The organism is Aquabacterium sp., from assembly GCF_035476535.1.
GTDB lineage: Bacteria > Pseudomonadota > Gammaproteobacteria > Burkholderiales > Burkholderiaceae_C > Pseudaquabacterium.
On sequence record NZ_DATILJ010000139.1, the window covers coordinates 1 to 21,822 of the forward strand.

17 protein-coding genes and 1 pseudogene are annotated in these 21,822 nt (G+C 69.8%); 15 read left to right on the forward strand and 3 right to left on the reverse strand.

Features of this window, described 5'->3' with window-relative positions; all coding sequences use genetic code 11:
* Nucleotides 1–57 precede the first annotated feature (57 nt).
* From VLK61_RS13640 to VLK61_RS13655, 4 genes are all read left to right on the forward strand, one after another.
* Nucleotides 58–1,221: an acyl-CoA dehydrogenase family protein gene (locus tag VLK61_RS13640; protein WP_325422049.1), complete on the forward strand. Its 1,164-nt coding sequence runs from the start codon at nt 58–60 to the stop codon at nt 1,219–1,221.
* Nucleotides 1,222–1,299: 78 nt separating this feature from the next.
* On the forward strand, nt 1,300–1,713 hold the full coding sequence (locus VLK61_RS13645; protein ID WP_414636812.1) for a PaaI family thioesterase: 414 nt from the start codon (nt 1,300–1,302) through the stop codon (nt 1,711–1,713).
* A 47-nt stretch (nt 1,714–1,760) separates the two neighbouring features.
* Nucleotides 1,761–5,102, forward strand: a complete 3,342-nt coding sequence (locus VLK61_RS13650) for a CHAT domain-containing protein (RefSeq protein WP_325422053.1) — start codon at nt 1,761–1,763, stop codon at nt 5,100–5,102.
* Nucleotides 5,095–6,225 (forward strand): ComEC/Rec2 family competence protein, encoded by a 1,131-nt coding sequence (locus tag VLK61_RS13655; protein WP_325422055.1) that lies wholly within the window; start codon nt 5,095–5,097, stop codon nt 6,223–6,225. Before VLK61_RS13650 ends, VLK61_RS13655 begins: the two co-directional genes overlap by 8 nt.
* Nucleotides 6,226–6,243: 18 nt before the next feature.
* Here VLK61_RS13655 and VLK61_RS13660 read toward each other — a convergent pair whose 3' ends face one another.
* The gene (locus tag VLK61_RS13660; RefSeq protein WP_325422057.1) at nt 6,244–7,164 is read right to left on the reverse strand and encodes a LysR family transcriptional regulator; all 921 of its coding nucleotides are present in this window, start codon (nt 7,162–7,164) and stop codon (nt 6,244–6,246) included.
* Nucleotides 7,165–7,240: 76 nt separating this feature from the next.
* Between VLK61_RS13660 and VLK61_RS13665 the strand changes: the two genes are divergently transcribed.
* Nucleotides 7,241–8,179, forward strand: a complete 939-nt coding sequence (locus tag VLK61_RS13665) for a DMT family transporter (RefSeq protein WP_325422059.1) — start codon at nt 7,241–7,243, stop codon at nt 8,177–8,179.
* On the opposite strand, the pseudogene VLK61_RS13670 reads toward VLK61_RS13665, so the two are convergent.
* Nucleotides 8,173–8,250: pseudogene (locus tag VLK61_RS13670) on the reverse strand (cyanate hydratase); the annotation flags it as partial. The gene VLK61_RS13665 and the pseudogene VLK61_RS13670 sit on opposite strands and share 7 nt — an antisense overlap.
* A gap of 52 nt (nt 8,251–8,302) precedes the next feature.
* Between VLK61_RS13670 and VLK61_RS13675 the strand changes: the two are divergent.
* The 3 genes from VLK61_RS13675 (at nt 8,303) to VLK61_RS13685 (ending at nt 11,168) form a co-directional block, all read left to right on the forward strand.
* A complete protein-coding gene (locus tag VLK61_RS13675; RefSeq protein WP_325422061.1) occupies nt 8,303–8,524 on the forward strand; it encodes a FitA-like ribbon-helix-helix domain-containing protein in 222 nt (73 codons plus the stop codon).
* Between the two features lies 1 nt (nt 8,525).
* On the forward strand, nt 8,526–8,948 hold the full coding sequence (locus VLK61_RS13680; RefSeq protein WP_325422063.1) for a type II toxin-antitoxin system VapC family toxin: 423 nt from the start codon (nt 8,526–8,528) through the stop codon (nt 8,946–8,948).
* A gap of 108 nt (nt 8,949–9,056) precedes the next feature.
* Nucleotides 9,057–11,168: a 3-hydroxyacyl-CoA dehydrogenase NAD-binding domain-containing protein gene (locus VLK61_RS13685; protein ID WP_325422065.1), complete on the forward strand. Its 2,112-nt coding sequence runs from the start codon at nt 9,057–9,059 to the stop codon at nt 11,166–11,168.
* 158 nt (nt 11,169–11,326) lie between these two features.
* Here VLK61_RS13685 and VLK61_RS13690 read toward each other — a convergent pair whose 3' ends face one another.
* Nucleotides 11,327–13,216, reverse strand: a complete 1,890-nt coding sequence (locus VLK61_RS13690) for a sigma-54-dependent Fis family transcriptional regulator (RefSeq protein WP_325422067.1) — start codon at nt 13,214–13,216, stop codon at nt 11,327–11,329.
* Between the two features lie 294 nt (nt 13,217–13,510).
* On the opposite strand from VLK61_RS13690, the gene VLK61_RS13695 reads away from it, so the two are divergent.
* The 7 genes from VLK61_RS13695 to VLK61_RS13725 are packed head-to-tail and all read left to right on the forward strand — an operon-like array spanning nt 13,511 to nt 21,778.
* Nucleotides 13,511–14,986, forward strand: a complete 1,476-nt coding sequence (locus VLK61_RS13695) for a benzaldehyde dehydrogenase (protein WP_325422069.1) — start codon at nt 13,511–13,513, stop codon at nt 14,984–14,986.
* A gap of 32 nt (nt 14,987–15,018) precedes the next feature.
* Nucleotides 15,019–15,921, forward strand: a complete 903-nt coding sequence (locus VLK61_RS13700; protein ID WP_325422071.1) for a SphA family protein — start codon at nt 15,019–15,021, stop codon at nt 15,919–15,921.
* Nucleotides 15,922–15,950: 29 nt separating this feature from the next.
* Nucleotides 15,951–16,538 (forward strand): hypothetical protein, encoded by a 588-nt coding sequence (locus tag VLK61_RS13705; RefSeq protein ID WP_325422073.1) that lies wholly within the window; start codon nt 15,951–15,953, stop codon nt 16,536–16,538.
* Between the two features lie 16 nt (nt 16,539–16,554).
* A complete protein-coding gene (locus VLK61_RS13710; RefSeq protein ID WP_325422075.1) occupies nt 16,555–18,117 on the forward strand; it encodes a GMC family oxidoreductase in 1,563 nt (520 codons plus the stop codon).
* Nucleotides 18,114–19,571: an alpha/beta hydrolase domain-containing protein gene (locus VLK61_RS13715; RefSeq protein ID WP_325422077.1), complete on the forward strand. Its 1,458-nt coding sequence runs from the start codon at nt 18,114–18,116 to the stop codon at nt 19,569–19,571. Before VLK61_RS13710 ends, VLK61_RS13715 begins: the two co-directional genes overlap by 4 nt.
* Before the next feature lie 9 nt (nt 19,572–19,580).
* The gene (locus tag VLK61_RS13720) at nt 19,581–19,967 is read left to right on the forward strand and encodes a DoxX family protein (RefSeq protein WP_325422079.1); all 387 of its coding nucleotides are present in this window, start codon (nt 19,581–19,583) and stop codon (nt 19,965–19,967) included.
* A complete protein-coding gene (locus VLK61_RS13725) occupies nt 19,964–21,778 on the forward strand; it encodes a carboxylesterase/lipase family protein (protein WP_325422080.1) in 1,815 nt (604 codons plus the stop codon). The genes VLK61_RS13720 and VLK61_RS13725 overlap by 4 nt, the downstream gene beginning before the upstream one ends.
* Nucleotides 21,779–21,822: the final 44 nt, after the last annotated feature.

The following is a 21,822-nucleotide window of genomic DNA, read 5'->3' on the forward strand; positions in this document are numbered from 1 at the left end:
AGCCAGGCCACGGCCATTCTCGGCACCGCCGATGTCCTGTGAAAGGAGTAGCGCACGATGATCCGCGATACCGAGACCCTGAACGCGCTGCTCGACAGCGTCAGCCGCTTCGTGCGCGAGCGCCTGGTGCCGGCCGAGAACGAAGTCGCCGAGACTGACGAGATCCCGTCGTCCCTCGTCGAGGACATGAAGCAACTGGGCCTGTTCGGCCTGACCATCCCCGAGGCCTACGGCGGCCTGCAGCTGACGATGGAGGAAGAGGCCCGCGTGATGATCGAGCTGGGCCAGACCTCGCCGGCCTTCCGTTCGGTGATCGGCACCACCGTGGGCATCGGCTCGCAAGGCATCCTGATGGACGGCACCGAGGCGCAGAAGGCGCAGTACCTGCCGCGCCTGGCCACCGGTGAACTCACCGCGTCGTTTGCGCTGACCGAGCCTGAGTCAGGCTCCGATTCGGCTTCGCTGCGCACGACGGCGATCCGGGGAACAGACGGAGCCGGCGACCACTACATCGTCAACGGCAGCAAGCGTTTCATCACCAATGCGCCGCAGGCCGGCATCTTCACCTTGATGGCGCGCACCGATCCAGCCAACAAGGGCGCCAGCGGCATCTCGGCCTTCATCGTCGACGCCAAGTCGCCCGGCATCAGCCTGGGCAAGCGCGACAAGAAGATGGGGCAGAAGGGCGCGCACACCTGCGACGTTATTTTCGAGAACTGCCGTGTGCCGGCGGCCAACTTGATCGGCGGCAAGGAAGGCAAGGGCTTCTACACCGCGATGAAGGTGCTGGACAAGGGCCGCATCCACATTGCGGCGGTCTGCGTCGGCGTGGCCAGGCGCATCCTCGCCGATGCCTTGCGCTACGCGATGGAGCGCAAGCAGTTCGGCCAGCCCATCGCCGAATTCCAGCTGGTGCAGGCGATGCTGGCCGACAGCCAGACCGAGCTCTATGCCGCCGAGTGCATGGTCATCGATGCCGCGCGCCGTCGCGACGACGGACTGCCGCATGCGACGGAAGCCTCGTGCTGCAAGCTGTTTGCCTCCGAGATGGTCGGCCGTGTCGCCGACCGCGGTGTGCAGATCCTCGGCGGCTCGGGCTACATCGCCGAGCATGCGATGGAGCGCTTCTACCGCGACGTGCGGCTGTTCCGGTTGTACGAAGGCACCAGCCAGATCCAGCAGATCGTGATCGCGCGCAACATGATCAAGGCGGCCTCGTGAGCGGGCCGCGCGCTCGCCGGCTCGGGAATCGGCGGATGAACGCATCGGACAATGGCCGCCATGACTGCCATGACCACCATGACCGCGCAAACGCCGATTGACCACATCCCGTTCCTCAAGCTGCTGGGCGTGCAGCAGCGAGAGTCTGCCCCCGGGACGTCCCTGCTGAGCCTGCCCGAGCTGCGCGAAGACCTGTGCAACCTGCTGCCCGCCGCGCACGGCGGCGTGCTGATGACGCTGCTGGACGTGGCCATGGCGCGCGCCGCCACCTCGCACCCGCGGGCCGCCTCGTCCACCGTGGTGACGGTGGAGATGTCCACCCGCTTCGTCAAGCCCGGGCGAGGACCGCTGACGGCCGAAGGACGCGTGCTCAACGCCGGTGGTTCGCTCTGCACCACCGAGGCCCATGTGCGCAACACCGCCGGTGAACTGGTGGCCAGCGCGATGGGCACCTTCAAGTACTGGCGGGCCCCGCTGGGCGGCGTGGAATAGCGCGCCGGCGGCGGAGTATGCTGGCCCTCCGCTGGAGGGTCACCACCATGCCACGCTTCGAGGATCCGCTGGGCACCGCGGCCATGGACCTGCCGGCCGGCTGGGTGTTCGACGCCCCCGCGTCCAGCCTGACGCGGCTGGTCTTCGTGCATTGGGCCCTGGCCGGCAGCTCGCTGCGGCTGTCGCTGGTGCCGCCCCGCGTGCCGGCCGAAGCGCCTGATGCCGTGTGGCGCGAAGAGCTGGCGGGCGGTCTGCCGACCGGCACGGCGCTGAGCCGGCTGGCCTGCGCCGAAGGGGATGCGCTGATGGCCGACCTGCCGGGTCCGCAGCGCCTGCGCGTGGCCTTCGTGCGCGGCCTGCGCCTGGCCGCGACACTGGAACATGGCGGCGTGGCCGACGATGCCGAGTCGATGGCGCTGTTGCCGCGCGTGCTGGCCACGCTGCTGCTGCCGCCGAACCGCGCGGCCACACCGGACCAGCCGCTGAGCGCGGTGCAAGCACTGCAGAACACCGCCAGCGCCGCAGCGGTGGCCGCCGACGCCATCGCCGCGCTGCGCCAGGGCCTGGACATCGCTCGCGGCCACTGGCTGGCCAGCCTGGTGGCGGCCGGACGCAGCCCGAACCTCCCGGCCGTCGAAACCTGCGTCAGCCTGTGGGCCGGCATGGCCTTCTTCTGCGGCGTGCCGACCTGGGCGCGCCAGGCCGACCAGACCGCGCTGCGCGCGCGCCGGACCCTGGCCGGGCTGCCGATGCACGACGCGCTGCGCCAGCCCATCGATCAGCACTGGCAGCTGCTGCGCAGCAAGGTGGTGCAGCTGCAAGCCGGCCAGTTGCAGCTCAAGGACCCCGCGCCGCCGCTGCTGACCTTGCTGGAAGCGCGCGGCCGCTGGCTGCTGCAGCAAGGCATCGCATCGGCCGGCCGCAAGGACCTGGCGCTGGCCGCGCTGCAGGGCGAAGCGGCGCTGGACGACCTGCTGCTGAAGCTGGCCCAGCTGGCGCAGCAGCAGACCGAGCCGCGCAGCCAGGCGCTGGTGGCCGTGGCCGGCCAGCCCGGCGTCACGAGGGCCGCGCTGATTGAAGCTTATCGGCGCGCGCTGGCCCCCGATGCGGCAGCCGCCGCGCAGCTGGGCTACCGCCATGCGATGGACCGCCAGGACGCACGCGCCGCCCGCGACGCGGCAACGCTGCTGTGCCAGCTGACGGCGCTGACTATGCAGGACGGGCAGGCCGATCCCGCCAGCCGCCGCGCCCACGCACTGGCGCTGATGTCGCTGGCCGGCGCGCTGCTGTTTGCCGCCGACCCGGCCGCGCTCGACGAAGCCGATCGCCGCTTGGTCGAGGCCACCGCCCTCGTCGAGGCGCTGCCGGACGACCCGTCGCTGATCGCCGAGCTGTGCCGCGACCATGCCTGGGTCAAGCACTACCAGCACCAGGCCGAGGCCGGCGCCGCACTGTGCGCCACCGGCCTGGCGGCGCTGGACCGGCTGCCGCAGGCCGAGCGCACGGACGACGACCAGCGCATGCGCCGCGCGATCGCCTCGCTGCATTCGCAGTTCCTGATGAACCAGGGCGATCTGGTCCAGGCCCTGGCCCAGGCCCGCGCGGCGGTGGACGCTGTCGAACAGCCGATCTCGTCGAACCTGCTGAACCTGGCGCTGGTGCTGGACAAGTCCGGCCGGCGCGGCGAAGCGCTGCTGGCGCTGCGCCGCGGCTTCGAGCAGGCGCTGCCGGACAACCCGCTGGGCCAGGATGTGCTGCGCCTGCTGTTCGTGGCCTCCAGCTTTCTCGAGCCCGACGACCCGGCCGCGGCGCTGGCGCTGCACGCCGCGGCCGCCAGCCTGCGCGATGTGCAGCGCCTGCAGTTCGCGCAGTCCGACCACCAACTGGCCTTCGAAGAAGAAGCGCACCACCTGGAGGTGTCGCAGACGCTGGTCGGCCGGCTGTTGGACAGCAACGAACTCGGCGCGGCGCTGGTGGCCGCGGACAGCAGCCGCGCGCGCGTGCTGGTCGAATTGCTGGGCCCCGATGCCCTGCGCCAGGCCGCACCGCCGCTGCCGCCGGCGCCGCAGCTGCCGGCTGATGCGGCCACGGCATTGCCGATGGCCGGGGCCTTCGTGCGCGACTGCGCGGCGTGCTGGCTCGCCGCCCACGGCGCGCCGATGCCGCTGGACGTGGCCGGCCTGGTCGACACCGTGGCCGCCGCCGGCCGGCCGGCGCTGCTGATCCAGCCCGAGCGCGGGCGCGTGCACCTGTTCTGCATCCTGCCGGAGGCCGGGGTGCTGGTGGCGCAGTCGCCGCTGCCGATGGCGCAGGTCGTCGAGGCCATGCACGCGGCGCAGGCGGGCCTGGGCGTGTTCGCCACCGCGCGTTCGCGCAGCGGGGGCCAGCTGGTGCTGGCCGATGTCGACGAAGATGCGGTGCCGGCACTGGACGCCGCGCTGGCCACCTTGTCGCAAGCGCTGATTTACCCCTTGCTGGCCTTGCTGTCGGATAACCCGTTATCGGCGCGTGTTCTGGGACCGCGCGGCCTGATCATCGTGCCCTACCGCGAGCTGGCGCTGGTGCCCTATGGCCTGCTGCGCGCGCCCGATGGGCGGCAGCTGCTGGAGCACGGGCCGGTGCTGCAGGTGCCGTCGCTGGCCGCATTGGCCGCGCTGCAGCAGCGCCCGCACCGCGCCGGCGATGGCTGCGCGGTGTTCGGTGAGCCGGCGCTCGCGGCCAGCCACCGGCTGGAGGCCTTGCCCGCCGCCGCAGCCGAAGCGCAGGCGGTGGCCGCGCTGCTGGCACAGGCCGGCGTGCCGGCAACGCGCATCACGCTGCGCCTGGGCGATCAGGCCACCGAGGCGGCCTACCGCCACGACGCCGCCGATGCGATGCTGGTGCACCTGAGCTGCCATGCCGCGGTGCGCGAGCCGGCCAGCCAATCGGCGCTGTACCTGAGCCCGACACCGCAGCACGACGGCCTCCTGGTGCCGCACGAGATTGCCGACGTGGCGCTGGCCGATGCGCTGGTATTCCTGTCGGCCTGCCAGACGGGGCTGGGCCGGCCCACGGCCGACGGCGTGATCGGCCTGGGCCGCGCCTTCCTCGAAGCCGGTGCGCGGGCGGTGGTGCTGTCGCTGTGGCGCGTGGTCGACGCCGTGGCGCAGCCCATGGCCGGGCACTTCTACCGCGCGCTGCTGGGGCTGGACGGTGACCCGGTGGATGCGGCCACCGCGCTGCAGCAGGCCATGCTGGCGACACGCGCGGACCTGCGCGCCGGGCGCATCCGCAGCGAGGCCGGTGAACTGCTGGACGATCACCCGGCGCACTGGGCGCCGTTCATGCTGGTCGGCGACGGCGCGCTGCGCCTGGCGCTGCCGCAAAGACAGGCTGGCGATGATGCTTGAACTCGAGGCCTTGCCGGCCGACGAAGGCGACTGCCTGCTGCTGACCTGCCACACCGCGGCCGGCCCACGCAGCGTGCTGGTCGACGGCGGCACCGCGCGCACGGCGCCGCGGCTGCTGCAGCGCCTGCAGCAGTTGCCGGGCCGTCGCCTGGAACTGCTGGTGGTGACGCACATCGACGCCGATCACATCGCCGGCATGGTGCGCCTGCTGCGCGACCCGGCGTTACAGCTGGACATCGGCGACGCCTGGTTCAATGGCCTCCGCCATTGCCCGCAGCCGCCGGGCGCGCAGCGCGGCCCGGCCGACGGCGAACGCCTGACCGATCTGCTGACCGGTGAAGTGAGCGGCCGAACGATGCCGTGGAACCTGGCCTTCGGCGGCGGGGCGGTGCAGCGCAACAACGACGACCCGAAGACCGGCGAAACCACGGCCGAGCTGCCGGTGGTCACGCTGCCCTGGGGGCTGCGCATCACGCTGCTGTCGCCCACGCCGCGGCGGCTGGCGGCGCTGCGGCCCGGCTGGGACCGCTACCTGGCGCAGTTGCACCGCGAAGAGTCCAGCGAGCCGGCCCCCGCGCCGGCCGCGCTGCGCGGCGACCCGTCGCTCGAGGAACTGGCCACCACCGCGACAGCCAACGACGGCGCGGCGCCGAATGGATCGAGCATCGCCTTTCTGGCCGAGTTCGGCGGCCGCAGCGTGCTGTTCGGCGCCGACGCCTTTCCGACCGTGCTGTACCCGGCGCTGCTGCGCCTGGCCCGCCAGCGCGCCGGCCTGCCGCCGGACACCGACCCGGCGCAGGTGCCGCCGCTGCTGGTGGATGTGTTCAAGCTGCCCCACCACGGCAGCCGCGCCAACGTGGCGCTGCCGCTGTTCGACCTGCTGCGCGCCGACCACTACCTGGTCTCGACCAGCGGCCATCGCTTCAGGCACCCCGATGCCGAGGCGATGGCCCGGGTCATCACGCGCGGTCGCCCGGCCGATGGGCGGCGCCACACGCTGTGGTTCAACCATGTCTCGGCGACCACGCGGCGCTGGCAGGACCCGCTGCTGGCGCAGGCACACGACTATGCGGTGGACGGTGCCCGCAGCGAGGCCGAGCCCGGCGCGCTGATTCGTCTGTGAACGGTCCGGAAGCGGCGTTCAGGCGGCGTCGCCGCGCTCTGCCCGGGCGCGGTCTTCGACCAGCAGATCGACCAGCGCGCGCGCAAAAGCCGGCAGCGCATCGAAGCTGCGCACGCAGATCTGCATCGCGCGGATGGCCCAGGGGTCGGTCAGCGTGACGATGGAAATGGCCATGGTCTGCGCATGCCGGCGCGCCGCCGATTCCGGCAGGATGGCCACGCCGACGGTGGCTTCGATCATGCGGCAGGCGGCTTCGAAATTGCCGACCTGGATGCGCAGCTTCAACGGCTTGTGCAACTGGTCGCAGACCTGGCGCAGGAAGCCATGGATCGCGCTGGTGTCCTGCAGCCCGACATGGTCGTACTCCAGCGTGTCGGCGAAATCGATGCTGCTGCGTCCCGCCAGCGCATGCCCGCGCGGCAGCACCAGCACCAGCCGGTCGCTGCGGTAGGGCAGGGTCTCCAGGCTCTCGGTGCGCACCAGCCCGGCGACGATGCCGATGTCGGTCTGCCCGTCGGATACCGCGCGGATGATGTCGTTGGACAGCCTTTCACGCAGGTCGATGTTCACGTCCGGGTGGGCCCGCAGGTAGCTGCGCAGCACTGGCGGCAGGAACTCGCCCAGCGCGGTGGTATTGGCAAACACCCGCAGGTGGCCCTTGATGCCCTTGGCGTATTCCTGCAGGTCGCTGCGCAGGTGCTCGATCTGGCCCAGCACCGTGCGCGCATGGTGCACGAAGGCCTGGCCCGGCGGCGTCAAGGTCACGCCCTGGCTGGTGCGGTAGAGCAGCTTGGTGCCGATGCTCTCTTCGAGGTTCTTGATGCGCGTGCTGGCTGCCGGCAGCGAGATGTGGGAGGCCTCGGCACCGCGCGTCAGGCTGTTGGCTTCGGCGATGTGCACCATCAGGCGCAGATCGACCAGGTCGAAGTGCATGGACATGGGGGGAGATTCTCGCGCGGCGAAGGGTCTTGCGCGGATCAGGCATGCTGCGCGGCTGTCCCCCGCTTTTCGACCGATGACCGTCCTGTCCCTTCGGGCCACCCTCAGCCGCCGTGCCGCGCGCTGGAGCCCCACCACCCGCGGCCTGCTGTGGACCAGCGCCGCGGGGCTGCTGTTCAGCATGCTGAACGCGCTGATGCGCTCGCTGACGCTGCACATCGACCCCTTCCAGTCGCAGTTCCTGCGCTATGCGTTCGGCCTGCTGGTGCTGCTGCCGCTGGTCTGGCACCAGGGCTTGGCGGCCTACAAGCCGCAGAACCTGGTCGGCCAGTTCACGCGCGGCGCGGCGCACACCGTGGGCCTGTGCCTGTGGTTCACCGCGCTGCCGCGGATTGCGCTGGCCGACATGACGGCGATCGGCTTCACCACGCCGATCTTCATCATGATCGGCGCCTACATCTTCTTCCGTGAGCCGATGCGCTGGGAGCGCTGGCTGGCCACTGGCATCGGCTTCGGCGGCGTGCTGATCGTCGTCGGGCCAGCCTTGTCGGGCAGCGGCGGCGGCTACCACCTGCTGATGCTGCTGTCGGCACCGGTGTTCGCGGTGTCCTTCCTGCTGACCAAGGCCTTGACGCGCTACGAAAAGACCGGGGTGATCCTGCTCTGGCAATCGATCAGCGTCGCGCTGTTCAGCCTGCCGCTGGCGCTGTGGCACTGGCAGTGGCTGAGCGCCTGGCAGTGGATCGGCTTTGCGGTCTGCGGCGTGCTGGGCAGCGCCGGGCACTACTGCCTGACACGCTCGTTCAAGGCCGCCGACATCTCGTCCACGCAATCGGCCAAGTTCCTGGACCTGGTGTGGTCGGCGCTGATGGGCTGGCTGCTCTTCAGCGACATGCCGAGCCAGTCGACGCTGCTCGGCGGCACGGTGATCTGCGCGGCCACGCTGTGGGTGGCCCGGCGTGAATCACCGGGCAAGGGCAGCGACAGGGCGCGAGCAGCCGATGAGATTCAATAGGTCTTGTAGGGCAGGAACTTGCCCGACAGCACCACCTGCACGCGGTCGCCCTTGGGGTCGGGTTCGCGCACTTTGCTATCATTGATAGCAGAATTTGCCGCGAATTTCCCCTAGGAGCACTGCATGGCCAACCTTCTGGTGCGTGGTGTCGAAGACACGATCGTTCAACGCCTTCGAGAGCGGGCTGCGGCACATGGGCACAGCGCGGAAGCCGAGCATCGGGCCATTCTGATCGCCGCCTTGCGCGGTCCCAAGAAACGCAGCTTTGCCGAGTTCCTGAGCACCATGCCCAACATCGGACGGGATGACGATTTCGCCCGGCAACAGGAATCAGGCGAGCCCTAGCATGTATTTGATTGACACCAATGTCGTCAGCGAAGCGAGGAAAGGCAAGTCTGCGAACCAAGGCGTGCTGGCCTTCTTCAAGGACGCAGCCACTCACTCAACCGAGATCTACCTGTCCGTCATCACCATCGGCGAGTTGCGCCGGGGCGTCGAAGTGATTCGGCACCGCGGTGACCTGCCCCAATCTGACAAGCTGGAGGCATGGCTCGTCAAGCTGCTGACGACGTATGCCGCATGGATCCTGCCCCTGGATCAAGACATTGCGCAGCTCTGGGGACGACTTCGCGTGCCTCACCACGAAAGTGCCATCGACAAGCAGATCGCGGCCACCGCCCTGATCCACGACCTGACCCTGGTCACGCGCAACAGGCAGGACTTTGCCGGCATGGGCGTTCGACTGATCAACCCCTTCTCGGCAGCCTAGTTCCGCCGCGATGGGGTGTGCCGGCGGCCGGCCGAGTGGGCCGCCAGGCGGATCAAGAACAGCGGGCGCGCAGAATGAAGCGTTGTCTCCTGCACCGAAAGCGAAGCCATGAACACGCCAGTAACCTTCGAAAGACGCGGCCGCATCGGCCTGCTTCGCATCAACAACCCGCCGGTCAACGCCTTGTCGCTGGCCACCGTGACCGGCCTGATCGAGGCCTTCGACGCCTTCGAGGCCGATGCCTCGCTGGGTGCGCTGCTGGTGCATTGCGATGGCCGCACCTTCGTCGCCGGCGGTGACATCAGTTCCTTCGACGCCCACGATTTCAGCGCCGCGCCCTACAACACGCTGTTGGCGCGCCTGGAAGCCTCGGCGCGGCCGGTGGTGGCCGCGCTGCACGGCACGGCGCTGGGCGGCGGGCTGGAGCTGGCGCTGGCCTGCCATTACCGCGTGGCCGTGCCGGGGACCCGCGTCGGCGTGCCGGAGGTCAAGCTCGGGCTGCTGCCGGGCTCGCTGGGCACCCAGCGCCTGCCGCGCCTGGCCGGCGTGGCGCTGGCGCTGGACATGATGCAGTCGGGCCGCATGCTGGATGCGCGGCAGGCACTCGAGGCCGGCATCGTCGACACGGTGCGCGAAGGCGATGCGCTGAGTGTCGGGCTGGCCTATGCGGAATCGCTGGTGGGCGATGAGGTTGGGCCGCGTCGCGCCAGCCTAATGCAGGCCTCGATGGCCGGCCTGGCGCCCGGCTTCTTCGACAAGGCGATGCTCGACGCGCGCAAGAAGCCGGGCTATCCGGCGCTCGAAGCCATCGTGCGCTGCGTGCAGGCGGCGGTGCGGCTGCCCTTCGCGCAAGGCGAACAGGTCGAGGCTGAAGAGTTCGAGCACCTGCGCCAATCGACCACCTCGCGCGGGCTGCGCCACCTGTTCTTCGCCGAGCGCCAGGCCGCCAAGATCCCCGGCCTGGCCCAGGATGTGGCGCTGCGCACGGTGGCCTCGGTGGGCGTGGTCGGTGCGGGCACGATGGGCGGCGGCATTGCGATGAGCTTTGCCAATGCCGGCATCCCGGTGACCCTGGTCGAGGCCAGCGAGGAAGCGCTCAAGCGCGGGCTGGCGCTGGTGCGCAAGCACTACGAGGCCAGTGCCGCCAAGGGCAAGCTGAAGCCCGAGCAACTGGCCCAGCGCATGGCGCTGCTGAGCGGCTCGCTGGACTATGCGGCGTTGGCCGGCTGCGACCTGGTGATCGAGGCGGTGTTCGAGGACATGGACCTGAAGGCGCAGGTCTGTGCGCGGCTCGGTGCGGTGTGCAAGCCGGGCGCGATCATCGCCACCAACACCTCGACGCTGGATGTGAATGCGCTGGCCGCCGCCACCGGCCGGCCGGCGGACGTGGTGGGCCTGCATTTCTTCAGCCCGGCCCACGTGATGCGGCTGCTCGAGGTGGTGCGCGGCGAGAAGACCGCGCCCGAGGTGTTGGCCACGGTGATGAAGCTGGCCGGCCGCCTCAAGAAGGTGGCGGTGGTGTCGGGCGTGTGCTACGGCTTCATCGGCAACCGCATGGCCGAGGCCTACCTGCGCGAAGCCGAGTTCCTGCTGCTCGAAGGCGCCGAGCCGCAGCAGATCGACAGCGCGGCCGAAGCGCTGGGCATGGCCATGGGCCCCTGCCGCATGCTGGACATGGCCGGCATCGACGTCGGCGCCAAGACGGTGATCGAACGCGCCAAGGCCGGCGGCCTGCCGGCCGATCCGAGCTACCGCGTGCTGGTGCGCAGGCTGTTCGAACTGGGCCGCCTGGGCCAGAAGAGTGGCGCCGGCTACTACCGCTACGACGGCCGCAAGCCGCTGCCGGACCCCGAACTGCGCAACATCTGCGAGGCGCTGGCCGCCGAGCACGGCATCGCCCGCCGCAGCGACATCAACGACGGCGAGATTGTCGAGCGCCTGATGTACCCGCTGGTCAACGAAGGCGCGCGCATCCTCGAAGAAGGCATCGCCTACCGGCCCGGCGATGTCGACATGGTCTGGGTCGCCGGCTACGGTTTCCCGGATTTCCGCGGTGGCCCGCTGTTCATGGCCGACCAGATCGGGCTGGAAACCATTGTCGAGCGCATGGCGGACTACGGTATCGGGCGCGGCAATGCCTTCGGCTACTGGACGCCCAGCGAACTGCTGGTCCGGCTCGCCGCCGAAGGCAAGCACTTCAGTACCTGGCGGCCGCATTGAGGCGGCGGGGCCTGGCGTGAATCGCCGGGCCGGAAGCGACCGGCTTCCTGGCTGGTTGATGGCTGGGTCATTGGCTGGGACATTGGCGGCTCATACGTCGCTCATGGGTGGCTCATCGGTGGCCTGTGCTTGGTTCGCGGGCGCCGGCCAAGCGCGCGTCAGGCGCTCTTCCTGGGCAGTTTCCGGTAGAGGGTGGCGCGGCCGATGCCCAGCAATGCGGCGGCCGCCGTCACGTTGCCGCCGGTGCGTTTCAGGGCCGCGGCGATGGCTTGTTGCTGCGTGTGCTGCCACCCCAGGTGGCTGTCCTGCTCGCCGGGGTCCGGGTTGGCAGGGGCGGGGGCCGCGCCAGCCGCTTCGGACGCTTCGGCCGGGAAATGGTCCAGGCCGAAGGGTTGGCGATCGTCGGCCAGTGCCGCGGCGAGCCGCAGCATGCTGCGCAGCTGACGCACATTGCCGGGCCATGGCCTGGATTTCAAGACCTCGCGCACCGCTGAACCCACGCGTTCGGGCGGGCAGCCTTGTTGCGCGAGCAAGGCATCGAGCACGGCGTCGAAGTCGCTGCGGGCGCGCAAAGGCGGCAGATGCAGCGTGAAGGCGGCAATCCGGTAGTAGAGGTCTTCGCGAAACCGCCCTTCGGCGACCAGCGCGCGCAGGTCGCGATGGGTCGCGCAGATGAAGCGAACGTCCGCGCGTTGGGCCCGGGTGGCGCCCACGCGCACGACTTCGCCGCTGTCCAGCACACGCAGCAGGCCGACCTGCAGTTCGAGCGGCATGTCGCCGATCTCGTCGAGCAGCAGGCTGCCGCCCTGGGCCGCTTCGATGCGGCCGGCACTGCCGCCGCGGCGCGCGCCGGTGTAGGCGCCCTCGACATGGCCGAACAGGTCCGCGGCCATCAGTTGTGGCGCGATGGCGCCGCAGTTGAGGGCCACGAAGGGCCCCTCGCTGCGCCCGCTGGCATCGTGCAAGGCGCGCGCGGCCACTTCCTTGCCCACGCCGGTCTCGCCGGTCACCAGCACCGGCAGGTCGGCCTCGAAGGCCCGCAGCGCGCGGTCGAAGCTGGCATCGAAGGCTGCGTCGCCGAAGGCCGGCCGCGCGGGCTGGCGATGGTCGTTCCGGATGGGCGCGGCGAGCGACCGCGTCAAAGCGCCGGTGCACACGGCCCTTGCGCGCAAGCGCACGCCGCCGCGCAGGTGCAGCTCTTGCGGCGCGTCACGGCGGGCCGCTTGCAGCACGGCCTCGAATCGGTCATCGAAGAGCTCGCCGAAGCTGGCGCCCGCCGGCACGCCGGGCAGGTCCAGCAGGTGCAGCGCAGCCGGTGTGGCCGCCAGCAGAACAGCGTCGCGGTCGAAGGCGAGCCAGGCGTCGTCGCTGGCGTCGGGGGTCTCCAGGTTCAGCCGCATGAACGCCGGCAGCGCATCGAAGAGCTGGCGCTCGATGCGCCGCGCGCAGCGCTGCGTGAGCGCCAGCGCGCCGGCGGCCAGCCCGGGCATGTCACGCGAGACATCGACCGCGCCCACGACGCGTCCCTGCGGGTCGAACACCGGTGCCGCGCAGCAGTGGAAGATCTGGTTGTCGGCAAAGAAGTGTTCCGGTCCGAGCACGCGCACCGAGCGTTGCTCGGCGATGGCCGACGACATCGCGTTGGTGCCGATCATGTTCTCCGACAGATCCACCCCCGGCCGAAACGCTTGCCGTAGCGGAACGCTGCGCCGATCGAGGCCGCCGTCCACGGCGAGGGCCCGGCCGCGGGCGTCGGTCAGCAGCACCGCGTAGCCGGCGTCCGCCACGGCGCCGGCGAGCGCGGACAGCGCCGGCCGCGCCGCCGCCAGCAGCGAGCGCTGGTCGTCCAGCAGGCGGACCAGGGCGCCGCGCTCCACCGCATCGAACTCGACCGCCTCGCTCGCGCGCCGGCCTTGGTCGAGGCAGCGCCGCCACGAACGCAGCACCGGCGCGTCGACGAGGCCCTCAGGCGCGATGCCGTCGTCGAAAAACGCGTGGCGCGCCTGCCAGATCTGCTCGGGCAGGTAATGCGGGCTGCTCACTGTCATCAGGGATGGCTGCACGGGACGGCTCCAGGGCGGTGGGGACCAGGCCTTAGACGTGTGAAGCGTCTCGAATCGAGACGCGCCGTCTCAGGCCTGGACGATGGGATTGCCATCGCCGTGCACTTTAGTGCATCAAACCAAGCGGGCGCACCGCGGATTTCCCGGAGAACACCCGGTACGAACGCACTTCATTGCACGTGTGGCACGTCCATTGCGCTCAGCAGCATCGCCGGAGGTGGTCGCGCCCACTGCGACATCCAGGCGAGCGAATAACTGCATCGAACCGGAGACGAACCCATGAATGCCCTTCTTCAAGCCTCACGCAGCGACCATCCCTGGGCGGGCAAGATCTACAGCGGTGGCTGGATCGAGAGCCAAGGCGGCACCGCCCCCATCGTCGAGCCGGCCACGGGCGAGACGCTCGGCGTGATCGGGGTGGCCTCGGCAGCGGATGTCGACGCAGCCGCGCGCAGTGCCCAGGCCGCCCGTGCAGCGTGGGCCGCGACGCCTTTCGACCGCCGCGCGGCCGTGATGCGCGAGGCCGCACGGCTGCTGATGGCGCGGGCCAGCGAGGTCAACCTGTGGAACGTGCGCGAATGCGGCTCCATCGGCCCGAAGGCCGACTGGGAACTGGCCGCCACGCATGAACAGATGCTGATGGCCGCCGCCCTGCCGATGCAGGCCAATGGGCAGACCTTCCCTTCGGCCATGCCGGGGCGAACCAACCTGTGGCGCCGTGTGCCCGTGGGCACGGTGGGGGTGATCGCGCCATGGAACTTCCCGCTGTTGCTGGCGATGCGCTCGGTGGCCCCGGCGCTGGCGCTGGGTAACGCGGTGCTGCTCAAGCCCGATGCCCAGACCGCCGTCACCGGTGGCGCGCTGATCGCCCAGGTCTTCGCCGACGCCGGCTTGCCCGAAGGCGTGTTGCACGTGCTGCCGGGCGGACCTGCCACCGGCGACGCCGTGGTGCGGCACCCGGCGGTCGAGATGATCTCTTTCACCGGTTCCACCGCGGTCGGCCGACGCATCGGCGAAATCTGTGGCGGCCTGCTGAAAAAGGTCGCGCTGGAGTTGGGCGGCAACAATGCCATCGTCGTGCTCGACGATGCCGACCTCGACGCCGCCAGTTCCAACGGTGCCTGGGGCGCCTTCCTGCACCAGGGCCAGATCTGCATGCAGGCCGGCCGCCACCTGGTCCACCGCAGCGTGGCCGAGGCCTATGGCCAGCGCCTGAAGCAGCGTGCCGAAGCGCTGCATGTCGGCAACCCGCATGCCGGCCCGGCGCACCTGGGGCCGATCATCAACGCCAGGCAGCTCGACCGTGTCGCGACCATCGTGCAGGCCTCGCTCGACCAGGGCGCGCGCCTGCTGACTGGCGGCACGCACGAGGGCCTGTTCTACCGCCCGACCGTGCTCGCCGACGTGCGCCCGGAGATGCCGGCGTTTGCCGACGAGATCTTCGGCCCGGTGGCGCCCATCACCGTCTTCGACAGCGACGACGAAGCCGTCGCGCTGGTCAACGCCTCGCCCTACGGCCTGGCGGCTGCTATTCACAGCGCCAGCGTGTCGCGCGCCATGGCCCTGGCCAACCGGCTGCACACCGGAATGATCCACGTCAACGATCAGACCGTGAACAACGAATTCCACGTGCCCTTCGGCGGCATGGGTGCGTCGGGCAATGGTGGACGTTTCGGCGGCCCCGCCAACCTCGATGAGTTCACCCAGTCGCAATGGGTCAGCGTGATGGACAAAGCCATCCAGTACCCGTTCTGACTCGACAACAACACCACGGAGACATTGGCACCATGACCCACGTTTCACTCGCCCTGCAGCCCGGCATCGCACTCGCCGCGGCGGCTTGCCTGAGCTGCACGCCCAGCTTCGCCACCGAAGGCGGCGGCAGCGCCTACCCCAATGGCGCGGAAAACTTCCTGCTCGGCGTGGCGCCGCCGCCCGGCACCTACGTGCTGGCCTACGGCTCGTACGACCGCCTCGACAAGCTGCGCGACAAGCACGGCGACGAGATTCCCGTTCCGTTCAAGGTCGGTGTCGGTGCCCTGGTTCCCCGCTTCATCTGGATCGGCGAGAACAAGGTGCTGGGCGGCAATTTCGGCTTTCACGGCTTCCTGCCGCTGCTCAGCATCGACGCCAAGATCGCCGGGTTCAGCCAGCGCAAGACCGGCCTCGGCGACATCATCGTCGGCCCATTCCTGACCTACCACCCCTCGGACAAGCTGCACTACGTGCTGGCGGTGGATGTGCATGCGCCCACCGCGTCGTACGACAAGACCGATCTGGTCAACCTGGGGCGCAACCACTGGACGGCCGGCCCGGTGGCGGCGATCAGCTACACCCAGGCCTCGGGCATCAACGCCGACATCAAGCTGCACTACGAGTTCAACCGGACCAACAAGGACACCGCCTACCGTTCGGGCCAGGAGTTCCACTTCGACTATGCGCTGGGCTGGGGCCTGGGCAACGGCTGGACCGCGGGCGCCAGTGGCTACGTCTACCAGCAGACCACCAACGACGAACAGGCCGGCACGACCGTCGCCAACGCCAAGGGCCGGGCCCTGGCCATCGGGCCGTCGCTCAAGTACCAGAGCGCCTCGGGCTTCTTCGTCACCGCCAAGTGGCAGCAGGACTATGCCGTGCGCAACCGCCCCGAAGGCGCGGCGCTGAAGGTCAAGATGATCCTGCCCTTTTGAGACCAGAACCACGATCAGGAGACAAGCTCATGTCATTCGATGTCAATCGCCCGCCCGCCGATGTCGCCACGGTGGTGGCTGCTATCAGCCAATTGCAGCGGCGCGACTTCTTGCGCTTCTCCGCTGCCGCGGCAGCCACCGGCCTCGCCGGCGGGGCCCGCGCGGCCCTGCCTGCGGGCGTCAAGTTCATGGACGACACCGAGGCCACGGTCTTCACGCGGCTCGCGCAGGTGGTGCTGCCGGTGGCCGGCAGCCCGCTCGCGCCGTGGACGCCCGACGGGCTGCTGCAGACCCTGGATGCCGCGCTGCTTGGCACCATGGAGCCGCACATCCTGGCCGGCCTCAAGGGCGGCGTGAAGTACTTCGACGAAGGGCCGATGGCCACCCACAAGAAGCGCTTCACGGCGCTGTCGGACAGCGAGGCGGCGCAGTTCTGCGACGCCTGGGGCAATGGCGAGCAGCCACCGCAACGCGGCCTCGCGATGGGCCTGAAGAAGCTGGTGCAGCTGTCGTACTGGGCCAACCCCGCCACCTGGGCGCCGCTGGGCTACGACGGCCCGATGACGCAACGCCTGGGCCTCAAGCGCCTGGGCAACGCGCCGCTGCCCACCCGATGAATCCAGGAGACGAGACATGACGAAGAACATCACGGTCAAGGTGGCCAAGCAGGGCTTGAAGGTCACGCAGGCCAGCGACATCACGCAGCCCTCGCTGCATCTGAAAGCCGACGCGGTGGTGGTCGGCTCCGGCGCAGGCGGGGCCATCGCCGCCTACGAGCTGGCGCGCGCGGGCAAGAAGGTCATCGTGCTCGAAGCCGGGCCCTACATCCCCTCGGAGAAGTTCTCCGAGATGCTGGCAGTGGCCATGGGCACGCTGTACCAGGACCACGGCGGCCAGTCGAACATGAATGGCGACATCGCCATCCTGCAAGGCGCCTGCGTCGGTGGTTCCACGGTTGTCAATGCGGCACTGTGCTTTCGCACGCCGGACTACTACCTGAAGCTGTGGGGCAAGCAGTTCGGCCTGACGAACCTCAACCCGGCGGCGATGCTGCCGTACTTCGAGAAGGTCGAGCGCAACCTGAACATCCGCACCGTCGGCTCCAGCGAGACCAGCCCGGGCGCGCTGCTCATCGGCCCGGGCATGCGCAAGCTCGGCTACCCCGAAGGCAAGGCGCGGCGCAACATCAAGGACTGCGCGCTCACCGGCTCCTGCTTCAGCGGATGCGCCTCCGACCGCAAGCAGTCGATGCTGGTGACCTACCTGCCCTGGGCGGTGGCGCATGGCGCGACGATCCACGCCGACACCCGCGTCACGCAAGTGCTGGCCGAGGGCGGCAAGGCCAGCGGCGTGCTGGCCGAAGTGATCGATCCGGCCACCGGCAAGAAGAAGGCCGAGATGCGTATCGATGCGCCCATCGTTGTGCTGGCAGCCGGCCCGATCCAGACGCCGCTGCTGCTGCAGAAGAGCCAGCTGGCCAACAGCAGCGGGCAAGTCGGCAAGAATTTCGCCTGCCATCCCACCTTGTCGGTGACCGCGGAGTTCCCGTACGAGGTGCGCGACTTCCACGGTGCCACGCACTCGCTCTACATGGACAAGCACACGCTGCCCGAGCAAGGCGGCTACCTGCTGCTCAATGCCATCCAGGAGCCGGTGGAGGCCAGCTTCCAGGCCGAGCCGGGCACCGGCAAGCCCTATGTGGCCTACATGAGCGGCTACAAGAACACGATTCGCCTGATCAGCCTGATCCATGACAAGAACGTCGGCGAAGTGCGCTGGGAGAACGGCCAGAAGCAGATCCACTACACGGTGGACAACGATGACTTCGAGGCGATGAAGAAGGGCCTCATCACCACCGCGCGCATCCTCTTCGCGGCCGGCGCGCGCAAGCTCTACCTGCCTTCGTCGAACAAGGCCGAGATCGAGAGCGCGGAGCAGGTCGAGCGCGTGATCGGCGCGCTGAAGAACGAACCGGCGCGCTACAAGTACACATCCTTCCATCCGCAAGGCACCTGCCGCATGGGGCGCGATGCCAAGACCACCGTGGTCAACCCCTACGGCGAGACACACGACGTGAAGAACCTGTACGTGGCCGATGCCAGCCTGCTGCCGACCTCCATCGGCTACAACCCGTCGGAGACGGTGTACGCGCTGGCCAGCTACATCAGCGACCGCATCGTCAAGGCGCACGCATGAAGACCTCATCGCTGTTCTCGCTGATCGCAGCGGCGGGGCTGGTGCTGCTGACGGCCTGCACCAGCCCGCCCGAAACGCGGCGCGCACCAATGCTGGACGTGCCCGCCGCCCGGCTCGCGCCGATCTCGGTTCCGGGCACCCGCACGTTCGGCGCCTCGCCCGAAGACCTCGCAGTTGCGGGCTATGTCGAGCAGGAGTACAGCGTCAGCGGCGTGGCCAACCGCTATGCCTTCCACGACCTGATGCAGGACGCAGCCGTCATCGACGGCGGCCACGCCTACAAGACGCGCATCATCGTTCGCCGCCCCGCGAACGCGGCGCGGTTCAACGGCACGGTGATCGTCGAGTGGTTCAACGTGACGCTGGGCCAGGACATCGATTTCAACTGGGCCACGTCGCGCGGCCATTTGATGCGCGAGGGCTACGCCTATGTCGGCGTCTCGGCGCAGCGCGTGGGCGTCGAGCGCCTGAAGACCTGGAGCGCGGCGCGCTACGGCGATCTCGCCGTCGTGGCGCCGGAGACGACGCCGAAGGATCCCTTGCAAGCCGGCGATGCGCTGCGCTGGGACGTGAGCGACGTGCTGTCCTGGGACATCTTCTCGCAGACCGTCAAGGCGCTGCGCGAACCGGGCGCCGTGGACGCGCTGCCCGGCATGAAGCCGCGGCGCATCATCGCCACCGGCGAGTCGCAGGCCGGCCGGCGGCTGACGCAGTACTACAACGCGATCGACCCCTTGCACCGGCTGGTCGACGGCATGGTGTTCTATGACGCGGGCTACAACACCTGGCACCTGCTGCGCGGCGACAACCCGACCCGGCTGATCGCGGTGGGCAGCGAGGTGCACAGCGACGGCCGCAAGCCGGTGGCCGACGGCGCCACGACGCGCCGCTGGGAAGTGGCGGGCACCTCGCACCTGAGCCTGTGGGACATGCAGGTCGTGGACGCGATGACGACCCGCGACCAGGGCTTGAAGCGGCGCGACGGCACGCCGGCCGCCACCGTCCAGGACCTCATCCCCGGCTGCCAGCACTACCCGCTGTGGAGCGCGGTGCCGATGCACAAGGTGCTGAATGCCGCGTTCGACCACGTCAAGCGCTGGGTCGACGGCGGGCCGCCGCCGCCGGCCGGCAAGGCGCTCGAGCGCGGCGCCGACGGGGCCATGCTGCGCCATGACGAGAACGGGCGCACCTTCGGCGGCATTCAGCTCGCCGAATACGCGCAGCCGACCGCATTCAACCTCGGCTATCGCAATCCAGGTCCGGTGTTCTGCCGCAACGGTGGCCATCACCGCTTCTATTCCGCTGCCGAGCTGAAAGCGATATACCCGGACCCCGAAGCTTATGTGCGCCGGGTGGTCGAGACGACGAATGCCAACCTGGCCGCCGGCTATATCCTCGCCGTCGACGCCGCCGAAACGATCAAGGCGGCGCAGGACCTCTTCACCCAACGATAAGGAGTCGCCATGCAACTCGAGACACGTCACGCCTTCGCCATCGGCCGCAGCCTGATGGCGTTGATCTTCCTGGTGGCCGGTGTGCGCAAGGCACTGACCTATGCCGCGACGGCCGCGTACTTTGCGAAGCTGGGCATTCCGGCGCCTGAGATCGTGCTGGCGCTCACCATCGTGCTGGAAATCGGCGGGGCGGTGGCACTGATCATTGGCTGGCGGCTGCCGCTCGTCGCCGGCGCGCTCGGACTCTTCACGATCGCGGCGGCGTTTCTCGGCCATGCCTTCTGGGCCGTCGACCCGGCGCAGTTCCAGGCTCAGCTCAACAACTTCCTGAAGAACGTGGCCATGGCCGGCGGCTTCCTGGTTGTCGCGGCGGCCGCCAGGAAGGAAGTGGTGTGACCGCGGTCGCAAACGGCACCGGCGCCGGCCGCGAACCCGATCCCGCGTCCCGACGCCGCGTGGCCGCCGGCGAACTCGTCGGCACGCGCGAGCCGGGCGGTGTGCACGCCTGGCGCGGCATCCCCTATGCCGCGCCGCCGACGGGCGCGCTGCGCTGGCGCGCGCCGCATCCTGCCGAGCCCTGGCGCGGTGTGTTCGAGGCCCGCGCCCACGGCGCGATGGCGCCGCAATACGCCGACCTGCTGGCCGGCACGCCGGCGCGGCTGCGCGGGCAGATCGTGGGCGACGAGGACTGCCTCACACTGAACGTCTTTGCCCCGGCGCTCGAACCCACGGCCGTGCCGCGCGACGACCAGCGCCGCCCGGTGATGGTGTGGGTCCACGGCGGCGGCAATTCGGTGGGCACCTCGGCCACCTACGATGCGGCACGCAACTACGCCCGCCATGACGGCCTGGTCGTCGTCACCGTCAACTACCGGCTCGGCGTGCTGGGCTGGTTCACCCACCCGGCCTTGCACGCGGCCGACGACGCCACGCCCGAGGAACGCTCGGGCAACTTCGGCACCCTCGACCTGGTGGCCGCCTTGCGCTGGGTGCAAGACAACATCGCGGCCTTCGGCGGCGACCCCGGCTGCGTGACCATCTTCGGCGAATCCGCCGGCGGACAGAACGTGCTGACGATGATGGCCAGCCCGCTGGCCGCGGGGCTGTTCCACCGGGCGATCGCGCAATCGCCGGTGGCCGAGACCTTCAGCGTCGACCAGGCCGTGAACTGGCGCGATGACGCGCAGCCCGGTCATCGCGACAGCGCCCACGAGGTCACCGCGCGGCTGTGGGTCGCCGAAGGCCGGGCCCGCGACCGGGAGAGTGCAAAGCAGCAGGTCGCGACGCTGCCCGCGGCCGACATCGCGGCCTTTCTGCGCGCGCTCAGTCCGCGCCGGCTGCTGAGCGCCTTCACACCGGGCAGCGTCGGCGTGTACCTGACGGCGCGCCCGGCACGCGACGGCGTCGTGCTGCCCAAGGCGCCGCTGCCCGAGGTCTTCGCCAGCGGACAGTGGAACCGCGTGCCGGTGATCCTGGGCAGCAACCGGGACGAGTTCAAGACCTTCAGCGCCGACAAGCCCGAGCACTCGCGCCTGCTGCTGGGCAAGCTGCCGGTGCTGCGCGATCGCCGCGCCTATCTCGTCGAAATGAAGCACGTGTCGAACGCCTGGAAGGCGCTGCATGTCGACACGCCGGCGGACGCCATGCTCGCCGGCGGCCACGCCGAGGTGTGGACCTATCGCTTCGATTGGGACGAGGCGCCGCCGATTCCCTTCATCCGCCCGGACCTGCTGCTGGGCGCGGCCCACGGCATGGAGATGGCCTTCGTCTTTCGCGACACGGCCGGTGAACTCGACATCTTTGGCGTCAACACGCCCTTCAACCGGCCTGGCCGGCGAGTGCTGGCCCAGGCGATGGGCGACGCGTGGACCTCCTTCGCGCGCGACGGCGTGCCGCGGCTGCCGGGCAGCGCCTGGCCGAGGCGCAGCCTGGCGACCCCGCTGCCCGACTGCCTGGTGTTCGACACCGCGCGCGACGGTGGTCTGCGCATGGCGAGCTTGCGCACCGACATGGCGGCGGTGAAGCAGGCGCTGCGCACCGATGCCGAGGCCGAACCCGCGGATCTGCGTTGCCGCATTCACGCGCGGCTGTTCGTCTGGAATCCGCTCTTCGCAGGGCATGGCGACGCGGCCGAGTACGAGCGCTGGTGCCGCGAGTTCGGCTGCAAGGTGCCGGCGGCCGTGTTTCGGCCGCGCATCGAGGTGTGAGCTGAACCGCGGCAGGCGTCCAAGACTCGGGCCCAAAATGGCCG